13 protein-coding genes are annotated in these 15,993 nt (G+C 72.6%); all 13 read right to left on the bottom strand.

Annotated features, from left to right (window positions below; all coding sequences use genetic code 11):
• Positions 1–24: 24 nt before the first annotated feature.
• Complete coding sequence (locus BMZ82_RS18650) at positions 25–1,281, bottom strand: aspartate aminotransferase family protein (protein WP_256251985.1); 1,257 nt, start codon at positions 1,279–1,281, stop codon at positions 25–27.
• Positions 1,278–2,297: an SDR family oxidoreductase gene (locus BMZ82_RS18645; RefSeq protein WP_093777175.1), complete on the bottom strand. Its 1,020-nt coding sequence runs from the start codon at positions 2,295–2,297 to the stop codon at positions 1,278–1,280. The genes BMZ82_RS18650 and BMZ82_RS18645 overlap by 4 nt, the downstream gene beginning before the upstream one ends.
• Before the next feature lie 7 nt (positions 2,298–2,304).
• Positions 2,305–3,147 carry an SDR family oxidoreductase gene (locus BMZ82_RS18640; RefSeq protein WP_093777174.1) on the bottom strand — a complete coding sequence of 281 codons (843 nt, stop codon included), beginning with the start codon at positions 3,145–3,147 and terminating at the stop codon, positions 2,305–2,307.
• 5 nt (positions 3,148–3,152) lie between these two features.
• On the bottom strand, positions 3,153–4,382 hold the full coding sequence (locus tag BMZ82_RS18635) for a beta-ketoacyl-[acyl-carrier-protein] synthase family protein (RefSeq protein WP_093777173.1): 1,230 nt from the start codon (positions 4,380–4,382) through the stop codon (positions 3,153–3,155).
• Complete coding sequence (locus BMZ82_RS40740; protein ID WP_177244548.1) at positions 4,379–4,633, bottom strand: acyl carrier protein; 255 nt, start codon at positions 4,631–4,633, stop codon at positions 4,379–4,381. Before BMZ82_RS40740 ends, BMZ82_RS18635 begins: the two co-directional genes overlap by 4 nt.
• Positions 4,634–4,737: 104 nt before the next feature.
• On the bottom strand, positions 4,738–5,460 hold the full coding sequence (locus tag BMZ82_RS18625) for an SDR family NAD(P)-dependent oxidoreductase (RefSeq protein ID WP_093777171.1): 723 nt from the start codon (positions 5,458–5,460) through the stop codon (positions 4,738–4,740).
• On the bottom strand, positions 5,450–6,454 hold the full coding sequence (locus tag BMZ82_RS18620) for an ACP S-malonyltransferase (RefSeq protein ID WP_093777169.1): 1,005 nt from the start codon (positions 6,452–6,454) through the stop codon (positions 5,450–5,452). The genes BMZ82_RS18625 and BMZ82_RS18620 overlap by 11 nt, the downstream gene beginning before the upstream one ends.
• 1 nt (position 6,455) lies before the next feature.
• Positions 6,456–7,289 (bottom strand): MaoC/PaaZ C-terminal domain-containing protein, encoded by an 834-nt coding sequence (locus tag BMZ82_RS18615; protein ID WP_177244547.1) that lies wholly within the window; start codon positions 7,287–7,289, stop codon positions 6,456–6,458.
• Positions 7,290–7,420: 131 nt separating this feature from the next.
• Positions 7,421–8,329, bottom strand: coding sequence for a class I SAM-dependent methyltransferase (locus tag BMZ82_RS18610; protein WP_107487672.1), 909 nt, complete (start codon positions 8,327–8,329; stop codon positions 7,421–7,423).
• Between the two features lie 130 nt (positions 8,330–8,459).
• Positions 8,460–8,588 carry a hypothetical protein gene (locus BMZ82_RS41870; protein WP_256251984.1) on the bottom strand — a complete coding sequence of 43 codons (129 nt, stop codon included), beginning with the start codon at positions 8,586–8,588 and terminating at the stop codon, positions 8,460–8,462.
• Positions 8,589–8,701: 113 nt separating this feature from the next.
• The gene (locus tag BMZ82_RS18605; protein WP_177244546.1) at positions 8,702–9,220 is read right to left on the bottom strand and encodes a helix-turn-helix transcriptional regulator; all 519 of its coding nucleotides are present in this window, start codon (positions 9,218–9,220) and stop codon (positions 8,702–8,704) included.
• A 216-nt stretch (positions 9,221–9,436) separates the two neighbouring features.
• Positions 9,437–11,710, bottom strand: coding sequence for an MMPL family transporter (locus BMZ82_RS18600; RefSeq protein ID WP_177244545.1), 2,274 nt, complete (start codon positions 11,708–11,710; stop codon positions 9,437–9,439).
• A 124-nt stretch (positions 11,711–11,834) separates the two neighbouring features.
• On the bottom strand, positions 11,835–15,959 hold the full coding sequence (locus BMZ82_RS18595) for a type I polyketide synthase (protein WP_371271258.1): 4,125 nt from the start codon (positions 15,957–15,959) through the stop codon (positions 11,835–11,837).
• Positions 15,960–15,993 lie beyond the last annotated feature (34 nt).

Genomic DNA, 15,993 nt, shown 5'->3' with positions numbered 1-15,993 from the left:
ACAACTCCTGGAGAGGGGAGGGCCTCACGTGCCGTGCCGGCGCGCGAGGGCCGCGGCGGAGCCTTCGACGGCCGCCGCCAGTTGACCGAGCTCCCGTTCACCGAAGAAGGCGGACGGGGTGAAGCGCACGGTCGCCAGCGCGTTGCCCGTCGGGCACACGACGACGCCGCGTTCCAGCAGTTCGAGGACGAACTCCCCGGCGTGCGACCGCCGGTGGAACTCCACGCCGAAGAGCGCGCCGCGCCCCCTGATCTCCTTGACCAGATGCCCGCAGCCGGTCAGCGCCGTGGTCAGCAGGGTCCGCAGCCGCCCCTCCAGCAGGGCCGCCCGGCCCGGTACGTCCTCGCGCAGCACGGCCTCGACGGTGTGCCGCACGGCGACGGCCGCCAGCGGGTTGCCGCCGTACGTCGAGGTGTGCAGCACGGGGTCGTGGTTGAGCGGGGCGAACGCCTCGGCGGTGGCGACGACCGCGCCGACCGGCATCACGCCGCCGCCGAGCGCCTTCCCGCAGAGCAGGATGTCCGGGACGACGTCCTCCGCCTCGACGGCCCACATCCGGCCGGTGCGGCCGAGGCCGGTCTGCACCTCGTCGACGATGAGCAGGGCGCCGGCGGCCCGGCAGGCGGCTTCGACCCGCCGCAGATAGCCGGGCGGCGGGATCCGCACCCCGCCCTCGCCCTGGACCGGTTCGACGATGACGCAGGAGTCGGCGGTGAGGCGGGCGGCGAGCGCGTCGGCGTCGCCGTACGGCACGAAGTCGACCGGCCCCGGCAGGGGTTCGCACGGGGCGCGGAAGGCGGCCTTGCCGGTGACGCCGAGCGCGCCGAGCGTCTTGCCGTGGAAGCCGCCCTCGGTGGACACCGTGTGCCGCTTGCCGTTCATCCGGGCCAGCTTGAGCGCCGTCTCGCAGGCCTCGGCACCCGAGTTGGTGAGATACACGTACTCCAGTCCGGGCGGGCAAACGGCGGCGAGCACGGCAGCGGCCCGCGCCAGCTCCTCGTGGTAGACCATGGGGCCGGTGAGCGCGAGCCGGTCGAGCTGGCGGGCGACCGCCGCCACCACCGGTCGGTGGCCGTGGCCCAGCAGGAAGACGCTGAACCCGCCGCAGTTGAGCAGCCGTTCGCCGTCCTGCGTCCAGACGTGGTCGCCCTCGGCGCGCGCGATGACGGGCGCCGCCATCAGCGTGGCCAGCCGGGCGAGCCCGGAGTTCACATGCCGCCCGTACAGGTCGAGGACCTCGTCGCGCCCGAGCCGCTCCTCGGTGCTCTGGTGCGTGATCACACGCGCACCCCCGGTCGCACGAGGCGCACCCGTTCGCCCCAGTACTCCAGCGCGGCGTCCAGCGCCTCACCGAGATCGGGCGGGGCGGGCAGTCCGGCTGCCGGGTCCGGCAGCGTCTCGTTCGTGGCCAGCGGCCCGACGATGTCGGTGAACAGCTCAAGACGCTTGCGCAGGTCGGCCGCCAGGCTGTCCCCGAAGGCGGGCAGGATCAGCCGATGCACCATCTCCGAGTCGACCAGCCGGGGCCGCGCCGCCACCGGCCGGCCGCGCCGCTCGGCGTACCGCAGGCAGTGGTCCACGAACCGCTCGATGGTCAGCGCCCGTCGACCGGCGGTGATCCAGTGTTCGCCGAGGGTCCCGCTGTCCAGCAGGGCCGTGACACAGGCCGCGACATGGTCACGGGGCAGGAAGTCGATGTACGAGCCGGGCGCGACGGGCACCAGCGGGGCGTCCCCGGTGACGAGGGCCTTCATCGCGGCGTAGATCCCCTGGAAACGGGGGGTGGCGCCGGTGCGGCTGTCGCCGGTGACGACCGTGACGCGCAGGATCGTCCACGGCACGCGCGCGGTCCGTACGAGGTCCTCGGCGGCCTGTTTGGACTCCCGGTAGACCCGCGACCGCCCGGTCTCGACGCTGCCCTCGCGCCGGCGCACGTACACCGTGCTCACCAGATGGAACGGGACGCCGGCGGACTCCGCGAGCCGCAGCGCGTGCGCGGTGCCGTCGGTGTTGACCTGCCGGATCTCGTCGGCGGGCCGGGTGAAGGAGGTGACCGCGGCGCTGTGGATCACGCCGCCGACCCACCCGGAGAGGCGGCCGCGGACGGCGGGCGCCAGACCGAGTCCGGGCACGGTGACATCGCCGGTCACGGTCTCGATGCCGGGGCCGGGGCGGCCACCGCCCTCCCGGACCAGGCCGATGACGCGCCCCGGCCCGAGGGCCGTGGCCAGACTCTGGCCGATGACACCGCCCGAGCCGGTCAGCAGATAGGGAGTGGACGGGGACGTAACTCTCATGAGGGCCTCACATCAGGATGGAGTAGCCGCCGTCGATGACGAGGTTCTGACCGGTGATCATCCGAGCCTCGTCGGAGAGCAGGAACGCGGCCACCGCGCCGACGTCCTGAGGGAGCGTCAGCCGTCCGGCGGGCGTCCTGGCACGGGCCGTCTCGAACAGCTCCGCGTGCCGCCCGAAGCTCCGCGCCGCGTCCGTGTCCACCAGCCCCGGGGTCACCGCGTTGACGCGGCAGCGCGGCGCCAGCTCGACGGCGAGATAGCGCACCAGCGACTCCTGGGCGGCCTTGGACGCGGCCAGCAGCCCGTAGGCGTGCGGCATCACCCGGTGCGCGCCCGGGCTGGACACCGCCAGGACGGCGCGCAACTCCGGCGCGCACTGCACGAGCCGCAGCAGCGAGCGGGCGTGGGTCTCGACGGTCCAGTCCCAGTGGCTGCGCCGGGTGTCGAGGAGGGACAGCTCGACGCCGGTGCCCGCGTTGGAGACCAGCAGGGTGGGCGGGCCGAGCTCGGCGGTGACCCAGTCGACGACCGCGGCGGGCACATCGCCCTGCGGGTCCCCGAAGAACGCCCGCCGGGCGCAGGCCCGGACGCCCAGCTCCCGCAGCTCCGCCACCTTCTTGTCGGCGCTGGCCCGGTCCCGCAGATAGGTGACGGCCACATCGGAGCCGAGCGCGGCGAGCCGGCGGGCGATGCCGCCGCCGATCCCCTTGGTGCCGCCGGTGACGAGGGCGACGGCGCCCGCGAAGGGGCGGTCCCCGCCGGGGCCGTACGTCAGGGGCGGGATGTCGGTTTCCTGTTCGGTGGCCATGTCCTTCTCGGTGTCCCTCTCGCTGTCCTTCTCGGTGTCCATCGGGCTCAGGCCTTCGCCAGCGCCAGGGAGCAGTTGATGCCCCCGAGGGCGAAGGAATTGCTGAGGGCCAGCTCCACGTCGGCCTTGCGTGCCGCGCCCGGTACGACGTCGATGGCGCAGTCGGGGTCGACGGTGCGGTAGTTGGCGGTGGGCGGCAGCACACCGCGGTGCAGCGCGAGGGCGGTGGCGGCGGCCTCGGCGGCGGCCGTGGCGCCCATGAGATGCCCGTGCGTCGACTTGGTGGACGACACCGGGGGCAGCGTCGACCCGATCAGCTCGCGCAGCGCGAACACCTCGGCGGCGTCGCCCCACGGGGTGCCCGCCGCATGCGCGTTCACATAGCCGACGTCGGCGGGCTCGCGCCCCGCCGCCCGCAGCGCGAGCCGCATGGCGTGCAGGGCCCCGCGGCCGTCGGGACGCGGGCGGGACAGGTTGTAGGCGTCGGCGGTGTGGCCGTGGCCGACCAGCTCCGCGTAGACGCGGGCGCCCCGGGCCCGGGCCCGGTCCCAGTCCTCCAGCACGAGCACCACACCCCCCTCGCTCATCACGAACCCGTCCCGCTCGGCGTCGAAGGGCCGACAGGCGCTCCTCGGGTCGCCGGGGCGCGTCGACAGGGCGCGCGCGGTGGCGAACGTGGCCAGCGACACGGGATTGAGCGGCGCGTCACAGCCGCCCGCGAGCGCGATGTCCGCCACGCCGTGCCGGATCAGCTCGGCACCGCGCGACAGGGCGTGCCCGGAGGCCGCGCAGCCGGTGGCGGGACACTCGACGGGGCCCATGAGGCCGTACTCCATGGAGATGAGCCCGGCGGCCACCGAGGGCATCATGGCCATGCTCGACGTCGGCGAGACGGCCCGCCAGCCGCGGTCCTCCAGCACCTCCGCCTCGGCCGAGACCCGCGCCATCCCCGCGTACGCGGTGGCGATGATCACCGCGCCCCGCTCGGGGTCCGCCCCGCTCAGCAGGTCCCCCGCGTCCTCGACGGCGAGCCGGGCGGCGGCGATGCCGAACTGGGCGAACCGCTCGGCCCGCCGGATCAGCCGGGCGTCGAGGTACTCCCCGGGGACGAAGTCGCCGACCTCACCGACCGCGTGCACCGGGAAGCCGTCCAGCGCGAAGCGGGTGAGCGGGCCGATGCCGGACCGCCCTTCCCACAACGACTCCTCGAACGCCTTCACCCCGATGCCGATCGGGGTGACCGGCCCGATGCCGGTGATCGCGACGCGCCGGATCACGCCGGATCCAGCAGGCTCGTGAACCGGTCGACGACCCCGTTGATGACGAGCATGTCCTGAAGGTCCCCGTCGGACACCGACAGGTCGTAGCGCTCCTCCAGGATGGCGACGGCGCTCATCAGGTCCACCGAGTCGAGACCGAGGTCGTCGAAGAGATGGGCGTCGGGGGTGATGCGGTCGGCGGGCACGGCGAACCGTTCGGTGAGCAGGTCCCGGACATCGGACTCGATCTTCTCCCGGGTGTCTTCCACGGACTTCTCCTCGCTGATGGGTGTCGGCTTCTCGGATCTGCGAGCGGAGTGCACATATGGCGTCGGACTGCGGGTTTCGGGTGTCCGCGCTGCCGGGGGAGCGGTCAACCGAAGCCGCCGTCGACGTCGACGGACTGCCCGGTCAGCCCCGGTGTCTCGACGCAGAACCGGACGGCGCCGGCCACGTCCTCGGCGCTCACCAGGGCGCCGGTCGCGGCCCGTTCGAGGAATCCGCTGCGGGACGCCGCGCCGATGTCCGCGACGAGCGGCGACTCCACGAGCCCGGGCGCCACCACATTGGCGGTGACGCCGTGCCGGCCGCTCTCCCGGGCGACCGACCGGGTCAGGGCGAGCAAGCCCGCTTTGGCGGCGCAGTAGTTGGCCTGGCCGGGGGTGCCGAACGCGGCGGCGGCCGAGCCGATGCTGACGATGCGCCCGTACCCCGCGGCGATCATCGACGGCAGGGCCTGGCGCACACACCGGAACGGCCCGGTCAGGTTGGCGGCCAGCACCTCGTCCCAGTCCCGGTCGGTCATCCGCAGCAGCGGCCGGTCCCGGAGCACGCCGGCCGCGTTGACCAGCACGGTCACCGGTCCCGCCAGCCCCGCGATCTGCCGGAACGCGGCGCGGACGGCGTCGGGGTCGGTCACGTCGAGCGGTACGGCCAGCGCGTCCGGCAGTTCGGCGGCCAGCCGCCGGGCGGCGGCACCGTCCCGGTGGAATCCCGCCGCGACACGGAACCCGGCCCCGGCGAGTTCCCTGGCCACCGCGGAGCCGATGGTCCCGCTCGCCCCGGTGACCAGCGCGACGCGCGCGTCATCCGCCATGGCCCGGCTCACCCCCCGAAGGCCGCGCCGCCACCGCCGGGTGCGGAGACGAGGAGCCGGGGCGGACCCGCCCGGCCTGGAAGGGCTGCGGTGTACGGGCCTCCGCGTCGCTGGAGACCAGCCGCAGCCCCGGGTTGTCCTGCGGGAGTACGGCCCGGACCAGGCCGAGCAGCCGGGCGGGCGAGCCGGGACCGAGTTCGGCGAAGTCGCGGTGTCCGCCGTCGGCCGCCGCGCGCACGGCGGCGGCGAAGTCCACCGTGTGCGTCATCCCGAGCACCAGCAGTTCCTTGACCCGGGCGGGATCGGTGGTGGCCTCCGCCGTGATGCACGAGTACAACGGGGCGTTCAGCGGCCGGAGTTCGGCCTCTTCGAGGGCGGCGCGCAGCTCGGCGGCGGCCGGGGCCATCAGCCGGGTGTGCGCGGCGTACGGCACCCGCAGCGGCCGTACCCGGAACGCGCCCCGGGCCCGGCACAGCCGGGTCGCCTCGTCGAGCGCGGCGCGCTCTCCCGCGAGGACGACCTGAGCGGGACTGTTGATGTTGGAGATCTCCACCAGCCCACCGCCCTCGGCGACTTCGGCACAGACCGCGCGCACGGCGGATTCGTCCAGACCGAGCACGGCGGCCATGGCGGTCCCCGTCGCGGGGCAGCGCAGCATGGCCGCGGCCCGCAGGGCCGTCAGCCGCAGCCCGGTGCCGAACTCCAGCGCGCCTACGGCCGTGAGCGCGGCGTACTCCCCGAAGCTGTGCCCGATGACGGCCGTCGGCGCCGGAGCGTGCCGCAGCAGTGCCGTCGCGGCGGCCACGCCGACGACGAACAGCGCGGGCTGGACGAGGTCGGGCCGCCGGTCGGGGTCCGGGTCGTTCAGGCACAGCGTGGCGAGGTCCGCGCCCAGCAGCGTGCCCGCCCTGCGCAGCAGGCGCGGAGCCGCGTCGAACCCGAGCGCCATCCCCGGGCGTTGCGCGCCCTGACCGGGAAACATCCAGACGGTCATGTCACGCCACCGCCCCGGTGAACCAGGTGTCCTTGAGCACGGGCCGTCCACCGACGCTCGCGCTGAGGGCGAGCGGACCGTCGTCGTCGCGGTGCACCGCGAACTCGATGTGGTCGCCCGGCCGCACGGGCCGGGCGAAGCGGGTACGGACCTCGCTCCAGCGGGTCTCGTCGCCGCCGTAGAGCCGGTCCGCCAGTCCGGCGGCGGCCAGTTGCAGCGTGGCCATGCCGTGCAGGACGACGCCGGGCAGCCCGGCGCGGCGCGCCGCGGAGCCGTCGGTGTGGATCGGGTTGTGGTCGCCGCTGGCCTGCGCGTAGCGGCCCGGAAGGTCGTCCGGCACCTGGACCTGCCAGGTGAGCAGGGGCCGACCGAGGGGTGGGCGGGCCGGCGGCGTAGCGAGTCGTCCCCGGCCGACGGCGGGGCCGGTGGTGAGCGTGGTGACCAGCTCGGCCACGTCGTGACCGGCGGCGTCGCGCAGGGCCACGCCCAGCACCAGGGCCCGCTGGAATCCGTAGTCGCCGACCGCCTCGACGACCGCGTGCGCGGTGAGCCGCTCCCCGGCTCCCGGGCGGCGACGCAGGAGCAGCACCTGCCCGGCGTGGCGCACCGCCGCCGGATCGGCCCGGATGTCCGGCTCGCGGAGCGCGGCCCGTACGGCTCGGGGCAGTGCGCGGCACAGGAAGAACGCCGGCACTGGCCGCGACTCCTCGTCCCGGTCCGGGCCCGGACGCGTGGCCGACCCCGTCAGCCGCCGGAAGCGCGCCACCTCCGAAGGGGCGATCACGAAGTCGTACGCCGGGCAGGCGGCGCGCGGTGCGGGGGATATCCGGGTCACTGTCACGATCCCTTTCCGTCTCCGCATTCCCACCGGCTCGGATAATTTTTCTGCGGGAATGGGAAGAAGACTATGGAATCGGTACGACCGTCAACCACCCGGAATTCCGTAGTTATTTTTCGGTGTTTTCCTCAGGGTGTCGTCCTGGCCGTCACGAGAGCCGGGACGACAGCCCCTCCGAGGTACTCCTCGCGAGCGACCTCGAGCGTATCCAGAAGCGTCTGCGCCTCGTCCTCTCCGTACACCACGGCGACATCCCCGAAAAAGATCCGCATCACCTTGATGCGATCGTTCAGCAGTCCGCACGCCCAGGCGGTGAGATCACGTATGCCGATTTCGGTGAAGCCCGCCTTCCGTAACTGCTCGACGCGTTCACCGATTTCGGCAAGGAAGAAGATCTCGGGAGGGTGCAGCCGGCGGAATTCCGGGGACACTCCGCGCCCGGGAGCGAGCAGACTGACCTCCTCCGTCATGACGAGCGGGGCGCCGGGGCGCAGCGTGCGGGCGGCTTCCGCGAACACCTGCGCCACGTCGGCGAAGTGCGGCAGCGAACCGGTGCAGACGACGGCGTCGAGGGCGCCGTCCCTGACCGGCACCGCCCGCGCGTCCGCCTGCACGGGCTGCGCGGTGGCCACGGCGCCGGGGGCCGTCCCTCCGGAGGGGCTGCCCTGGATGGTGCGGAAGAGCCGGACGTGGTCCCAGACGATGTCGAAGCCCAGCGCCCGCCCCACCTCGACACCGTGTTCCCCCAGGCCGCGCACCACATCGCGGAGTGCGCCGCCGAATCCGCAGCCGAACTCGGCGAGCACCGGCGGCCGGTCCGTGCCGAGCCCGCGCGCCAGTTCCGCGGCGACCAGCGCGCAGCCCTGCGCGCCGAAGTGGCCGAGCTGGTCGAAGCCCAGCGAACGGGCCCGCTCCCCGCCCCCCGCCACGTCCAGCGCCCCGGCCCAGGACCGGTCCCAGTCGTGCAGGGCGTGGAAGATACGGCGGTGGTAGTCGCCCTGCAACTCCCGCTGGTCCCCTGCCGTCACATCGCCCATACGCCGGCCGCCTCCTGCCCGTGGAACATCACCGAACATCACTGAATACCGCTGAATAACGCTGAAACGGAGGCGCGTCCATAAGTCGCCCTTCGGCGACTTATGGACGCGTGTCCACGCAGCGGTCTGATTACTCGAACTCGACTCCGGAGATGTCGAGCGAGGAGCTGGTCGTGGTGGTGGAACAACCCTCGTCCACGCCGATCTCCTCGAGGCTGGAGACCTGCTCGTCCACAATCTCGAACGCGATGTCTTCCATGATTTCGCCGCTTTCCATCGGGAATCTCTGACCTTGCGGCAACAGATTATGAAGAGCTGCCCTGCCGTGACATCCCGGATAGCCGTAGTATCTGAGCGGTATATGTGACTCCGCTAAGCGAGCCCGAGCGACGTGGCCCGCTCCACGACCTCCAGCCGGTTGCGCGCGCTGAACTTCGAGAGCAGGTGGCGCATGTGGTATTCGATCGTGTTCTCGCTGACGAACAGCGCCCCCGCGATCTCCCGGTTGCGCAGCCCGCGCCGCAGCAGGTCCAGGACGTCTCGTTCCCGGCGGGTGAGATGCGGCGTCGGCCCGGTCGCGCGCTCCCGGACCGTCTCGGAGAACACTCTGTCCACCACGTTCACCCCCAGGGTGTGCGCGGCTCGGATGGCGGCGACCGTGTGCCGCGGTTCGACGGACTCGTCGAGGTAGACCCGGCAGCCGCGGCGCATCCAGCGGTCGCAGCGCCGCCAGTCCTGCCGATGCCCGAGGATCGCCAGCCGGACGCTTTCGCGGACCGCGTTGGCGCCGGCGAAGAAACACTGGATGTCCCCGTCGTCGAGCTCCGCGCCGGCCAGGATCCAGTCCGCCTGCCGGGAGTGCACGACCGATATCAGGTCGTCGCGATCCAAACAGCGATGGGCGTCGACTCCCGAACACTCTTCGATTTTACTTATCGAGACGGCCGACCAGGCGCCGACGAGGATGATGGAGCAATACTCCTGCTCGGTTTCGGTCGACGTGTGCGTGAATTGCTCGAGGGATGAGCGAGACACAGAAACCTCTTCCCATGAATGGCAGTCGAGTGCACGGCGACGGGACATTGCCGATTTTCGAGTTCAACGAGGCTAGGAACGCGGCCGGTCTTCCTCTGTGAGACCGAAGCGTGCGTGGACCCGCTGGAGGGAGCGCGGCGCCCACCAGTTCAGGTGACCCATGACCACCATGAACGCCGGTACGAGGATCCCTCGGACGAGTACGGCGTCCACCAGCACCGCCAGGAACATGCCCAGCCCCAGCAGCTTCAGCACCGAGATGTCGGAACTGGCGAGCGCGAGCAGCACGCCACCGATCAGTACGGCGGCAGCCGTGATGATCGGCCCCGTGCGCCCCAACCCTTCGATGACCGCCCGGGTATTGTCCCCGTGAATTGTGTACTGCTCACGGATCCGGGACATCAGAAATACCTCGTAGTCCATGGACAAGCCGAAGGCGGCACAGAACATCAGCACCGGGACGGTGACGTCAAGATAGCCCGTCGTGGTGAATTCGCCCACCAGCCACTTGAGATGGCCGTCCTGGAAGATGTAGACCATGGCGCCGAATGTGGCCGTGAGGCTGAGGGTGTTGAAGACGATCGCCTTGGCCGGGACGAGCAGGCTGCCCGTGAAGAGATACAGCAGCACGAACATGAGCACCACGATGACGCCCAGCGCATAGGGCAGTCGGTCGGCGATCACGGTCTTGGTGTCGGCGAACAGTGCGGAGTCGCCGGCCACATGGACCGTGCCGGGCGCCGGAGACGCTCTGATCTGCCGGACGATCTCCTCACTGCGCGGCGAGAACGCGCTGTCGACGGGCACCACCAGAAGCCGGGTCACCGCACCCCGCACATACGCGGCGGCCGGCAAGTCCGCCGTGCCCACCCGTTTTCCGCCCGCGAACATGCCCGCCTCGGTGTCGACGTACTCGACGCCGTCGAGCCGCGAGATCTGACGGAAGTAGGCGGCCCGCCGGTCCTCAGGCGCGCCGCCCAGCACGACATGGACGGGATTGAGCGCACCCGACACGAAGTCCCGCCCGATCTCGCGCGCCGTGCTGTGCGCCTCGGCGCCGACGGGCAGCACCCGCTCGTCGGTGAGCCCGAACTTCGCCTGGGAGAAGGGCAGACCGAGACCGATGAGCAGCACGACCACGGGCACCGCGAACAGCAGCGGACGCCTGGACACCCGCTCCGCGACCCGCGCCCAGAACGGCTGCCCGGGCCCGCCCGGCTTGCTGCGCCCCAACCTGCGCAACAGCGGGGTGATGTCGCCCTTGTCCAGCCACCGGCCGAAGACCAGCAGCGCGGCGGGCAGGACGACGACGGCGGCGACGCCGGCCGTGAGGACGGCCGGGATGGCCGCGTACGCCAGCGAACGCAGGAAGTAGAGCGGAAAGATCAACAGGGAGCTCAGGCACAGGGCGACGGTGAGCGAGGAGAAGAAGACGGTGCGTCCGGCGGTGCGGATCGTGACGACGGCCGCCGCATGCGGGGCGAGGCCCTTCGCCGTCTCCTCGCGGAAGCGCATCAGCAACAGGAGGCTGTAGTCGACGGCGAGGCCCAGCCCGAGCGCGGTCGTCAGGTTCAGCGCGAAGATCGACACCGGGGCGAACTCGGTGACCAGCCGCAGGATGGCCAGGGTGAGCGCCACCCCGATCACGCCGATCAGGAACGGCAGCAGCGCCGCTATGACCGTACGGAACACGAGGAGCAGGACCAGCAGGATCAGCGGGGCCGCGACCAACTCGGCCTTGACCAGATCCGCGTCGCTCTGGTCCTGCAACTCGACGTTCGCCTCGGCTTCTCCGGTGACGCCGACGTCGAACGGCGGCTGGGAGCCGCGCAGTTCGGGCACGATGCGTTCGGTGGTGTGCTGTACCGCGATGTCGTCGCCGGTCAGCCGCACCGCCACGACGGCGGAGCGGGCGTCCTTGGCCCGCATCGAGGAGTCGCCGGTCGTCCAGTAGGACACGGCCGACTCGACGCCGGGCAGTCCGGCGACGCGTTGCGTGTACGCGGTTCCGGCGGCCGCGGTCTCGGGGCTGTCGACCGAGGTGCCGGACCTCAGTAACAGCAGCAGGTGGGGTTTGACCACCCCGAAGTCGTCGCGCAGCGTGTCCTGCGCGATCCGGAGGTCGGCGGTCGAGGCGGTGTAGCCGCCGTTGGAGAGGTGCTTCACGGCTCCGGAACCGTAGGCCGCCGCCAGCGCTGTGATCAGGAACGTCGCCACGAGTACGGACCGGCGCCACCGCAGGGTCAACGCGGCGAGCCGGTCCGGCCTGGACGGGCCGTGTTCCGTGAGCCTCCCCTCGGCAGCCTGGTGCTGCCCGGCACGTAACGGCTTTTCCTGCCTGGCCATGCCTACCCCCGCAAGTTTTGACTTCAAATTAATCATACAGGAGTGTATGTATGATCACTATGAGGTCGCGGGACCCGCGTGTCGCCTGGACGGACGGCACGAGTTGGGGCGGGGGCGGCCGGCGCTAGCGGCCTGTGCCGTTCGCGTCGGGCAGGCCGTGAGGTTCCGTGTGATCTGTGGGTTTCGCGGGGTCCGTGGGTTCCGTGGCGAAGAGCTCCGTGTGGAGGTGGGCGGCGATCGCGGCGGGGGAGGGGTGGTCGTGGACGAGTGCGGCGTGGAGCCGTAGTCCGGTGGCCGATTGCAGGCGTTTGCGGATTTCGAGCGCGCCGACGGAACTGATCCCCAGATCGGTGAGCTGCTGGGTGCCCTCGACGCTCTCCGGTCCGTGGTGCCCGAGGACTTGGGCGATGTGGGTGCGGACCAGGTCGGTGAGTTCCCTGGCGCGTTCGACCGGGGAGAGGGTGGCGAGGCGGGCGGGGAGATCCTGTCCTTGCGCGGCGGTGCGCGGGGTGTTGACGGTGGGGCGGGACGGGAGCCGGGGCGGTGGGGCGGGCGCATCGATCCGGGCGGTGGCGGGCAACTCCTCGGTGGGTGTGTGACGGAAGGTGAGCGAGGCGGCGGTCAGCACCGGCCGACCGGTGTCGTCCGTCGTGCGGAGTGTGAAGTTGCCCCTGTCGGCGGGCGAGAGGTGGACGCGCAGGGTGCGGGCACCGGTGGCGTGGAGCTCGATCCCCGTCCAATCGGCCCTCGTCCAGTCGATGTCCGCCCAATTGGCGGCTGCCCGGTGCGACTTCGCCCGGTCCACGTCGTCGTCGGCAGCAGCGAGGTGTGCGGTGTGCAGTGCGGTGTCCAGCAGCGCAGGGTGCAGCCCGTAGTGGTGGTGGTCGGGCGCGGTGCCGTCGGGCAGGGCGGCTTCGGCGTAGAGGTCCCGGCCCAGGCGCCAGGCCGCGCGCAACAGGGCACCGGGGGCGGGATGTTCGTAGAGGTCGTCCACCGGGATCGGTGTCGCGCCCGGCGGCGGCCAGGCACTCTGGTCGGGCAAGGGCCGGTCGGCGGCCGGGCCCGTTGACGGTGGCGGTGACTGCGGGTGGACAAGGGGCCGGGGTGTCAGCGTGCCGTCGGCGTGGCAGGTCCACGGGGACGTGCCGTTCGGCCGGGAGTGGATCTCGACGTGCCGCCGCCCCGCCTCCCGTGCCGGGCCGACGGTGATCTGTAGGGCTGTCGTGCCGTTCGGGGAGAGCCTGAGGGGCGTGTGGTGGGTGAGGTCTGCGACGGTGGCGCAGCCGACCTCGTCGCCCGCCCGCACCGCCAGTTCCACGAACACGCCGGGCGGCACGGTGTGCGTACCCGCGACGCGCGGGCCCAGCAGCCACGGGTGGGCGGCGGGTGCGAGGAGACCGGTGAGCAGCGCGCCGCCGGTGCCGGCCAGCGGCACGGCCGCGCCCAAGAGGGGGTGCCCGGTGGGGACTTGGCCCACCGACGCGACATCGCCGCTTGCCGGGGCCGTCAGCCAGTAGCGGCGCCGCTGGAAGGCGTACGTGGGCAGGTTTACCCGGCGGGCCCCGCTTCCCTCGAAGCGGGGCCCCCAGCCGACCGGGGCGCCGTTGACGAACGCCTCGGCCAGCGAGCGGGTGAACCGTGGCAGCCCGCCCTCGCCTCGGCGGAGGGACCCGACGGTCACCGGTGCGACGCCGACCGACTCGCCGGTCTCCTCGATGCCCATGGTGAGGACGGGGTGCGGGCTGCACTCGACGAAGACTCCGTGGCCCCGCCGCAGCAGTTCCCCGGTCGTCCTCTCGAAGAGGACGGTCTGCCGCAGGTTGGTGTACCAGTACGCGGCGTCCAGGGCGCGGGTGTCCAGCAGTTCACCGGTGACCGTCGAGTGGAAGGGAACCTCCGAGGCGCGCGGGGCGACCTCCGCGAGCTCCTTCAGCAGGCGCTCCCGGATCCGCTCCACGTGCGCCGAGTGCGAGGCGTAGTCCACGGGGAGGCGCTTGCAGCGGACGCCCTCGCCGCGCAGCTCCGCACCGAGCGCGTCCAGCGCGTCCGGGTCGCCGGACAGCACCACGGACGACGTGCCGTTCGCCGCCGCCAGCGACAGCCGGTCCGCCCAGGACGACAGCCGCCGCCTCGCCTGTTCCTCGGGCAGCGAGACGGCCAACAGGCCGCCGTCCCCGGCCAGTTCCTCCGCGATGGCCCGGCTGCGCAGCGCCACCACCCGCGCGCCGTCCACGAGCGCGAGCCCGCCCGCGACGCAGGCCGCGGCGATCTCGCCCTGCGAGTGCCCGATCACGGCGGCGGGCTCCACACCGTGCGAACGCCACAGGTGAGCCAGGGAGACCATCACCGCCCACAGCGCGGGCTGGACCACGTCGACCCGGTCCAACGACGGCGCGTCCGGCGCGTCCCGTACGACGTCGAGGAGACTCCAGTCCGTGAAGGGCGCCAGCGCGCGGGCGCACTCCTGCATCCGCCGGGCGAACTCGGAGGCCGAATCCAGCAGTTCGGCCGCCATGCCGGGCCACTGCGAGCCCTGCCCGGGGAACACGAAGACGACGCCCGGCGTGCCCGACGCCGAGCCCTCGACGGTCAGCCCCGAAGGGTCGCCCTCGGCCAGCGCCCGCAGACCGGACAGGAACTCCGCACGCCGCTCCGCCACGACGACGGCCCGGGTCTCCATGACCGTCCGCGAGGTGGCGAGAGAGTGGCCGACGTCCAGCGGCTCCAGCCCCGGACGCGCGGTGATGTGCGATACGAGAGCCGCGGCCTGGGCCCGCAGGGCGTCCCTGCTCCTGGCCGACAACACCCAGGGGACGACGGCCGGTTCGGTGGCGCTCGCGCGGTCCGGAGCGTCCTCGGCGGGCGCTTCCTCCACGATGACGTGCGCGTTGGTGCCGCTCATCCCGAAGGAGGACACCCCGGCCCGCCGCGGGTCACCGTTCGCGGGCCAGGGCACCGGCTCGGTGGCCAGCGCCACCCCGCCGCCGGACCAGTCGACATGCGGGGTCGGCTCGTCGACGTGCAGGGTCGCCGGTACGACGCCGTGGCGCAGCGCCAGAACCGCCTTGACGACGCCCGCGACGCCCGCCGCGGCCTGGGTGTGACCGATGTTCGACTTCAGCGAGCCCAGCAGCAGCGGACGGCCGGGCGGGCGGTGTTTCCCGTAGGCCGCGATCAGCGCCTGCGCCTCGATGGGGTCGCCGAGCGTGGTGCCGGTGCCGTGGGCCTCCACCATGTCGACCTGGTCGGCCGTCAGACCGGCGTCGAGCAGGGCCTCGGCGATGACCCGCCGCTGGGCCGGCCCGTTGGGCGCGGTCAGTCCGTTGCTGGCGCCGTCCTGGTTGACGGCCGAGCCGCGCAGCACCGCCAGCACGGGACGCCCGTGGCGCCGGGCGTCGGACAGCCGCTCCAGCATCAGCACGGCCGCGCCCTCGCCGAAGCCGGTGCCGTCGGCGGCGGCCGCGAACGCCTTGCACCGGCCGTCCACGGACAGCCCGCGCTGGGCACTGAACTCCACGAAGGTCTCCGGCGTGTGCATCACCGTCGCGCCGCCGGCCAGCGCCGCCGTGCACTCGCCCCGGCGCAGCGACCGCACGGCCCAGTGCAGGGCCACCAGCGACGACGAGCACGCGGTGTCCACGGTCACGGCGGGCCCCTGAAGACCGAACAGGTACGACAGCCGGCCCGACGCGACGCTGTTGGCGGTGCCGCTGCTGAGATAGCCCGACACCTCCTCGGGGACCCCGCCCAGCCGGCTGCCGTAGTCGCCGTAGGTGATCCCGAAGAAGACACCGGTCCGGCTGCCCCGCAGCGAGGCGGGGACGACGCCCGCCCGCTCGAACGCCTCCCAGGACGTCTCCAGCAGCAGCCGCTGCTGGGTGTCCATCGCGAGGGCCTCGCGCGGGCTGATCCCGAAGACCGACGGGTCGAAGTCCGCCGCGTCGTGCAGGAACCCGCCCTTGTGGGTGTAGCTCCTGCCCGGCGTCCCGGGCTCCGGCGCGTAGAGGTCGACGGGCCACTCCCGGTCCGTGGGGAAGTCCGAGATCGCGTCGCCGCCGTCCTCCAGCACCCGCCACAGGTCCTCGGGGCTGGCGATGCCGCCCGGGAGCCGGCATCCCATGCCGACGATCGCGATCGGCTCGGACTCCCGCTCCTCGATCTCCGTCAACCGCTGCCGGGCCTCGCGCAGTTCGGCCGCGGTCCGCTTGAGATAGGCGAGCAGCTTCTCTTCGTTGTCCATGGGGGTCACCTCGATGAGTCGGTCCGGCGGAGCGCACCGCGGA

Origin of the sequence: Streptomyces sp. yr375 (assembly GCF_900110755.1) — a bacterium.
Taxonomy (GTDB): Bacteria; Actinomycetota; Actinomycetes; order Streptomycetales; family Streptomycetaceae; genus Streptomyces.
This window is presented reverse-complemented; position numbering and strand designations above follow the sequence as displayed.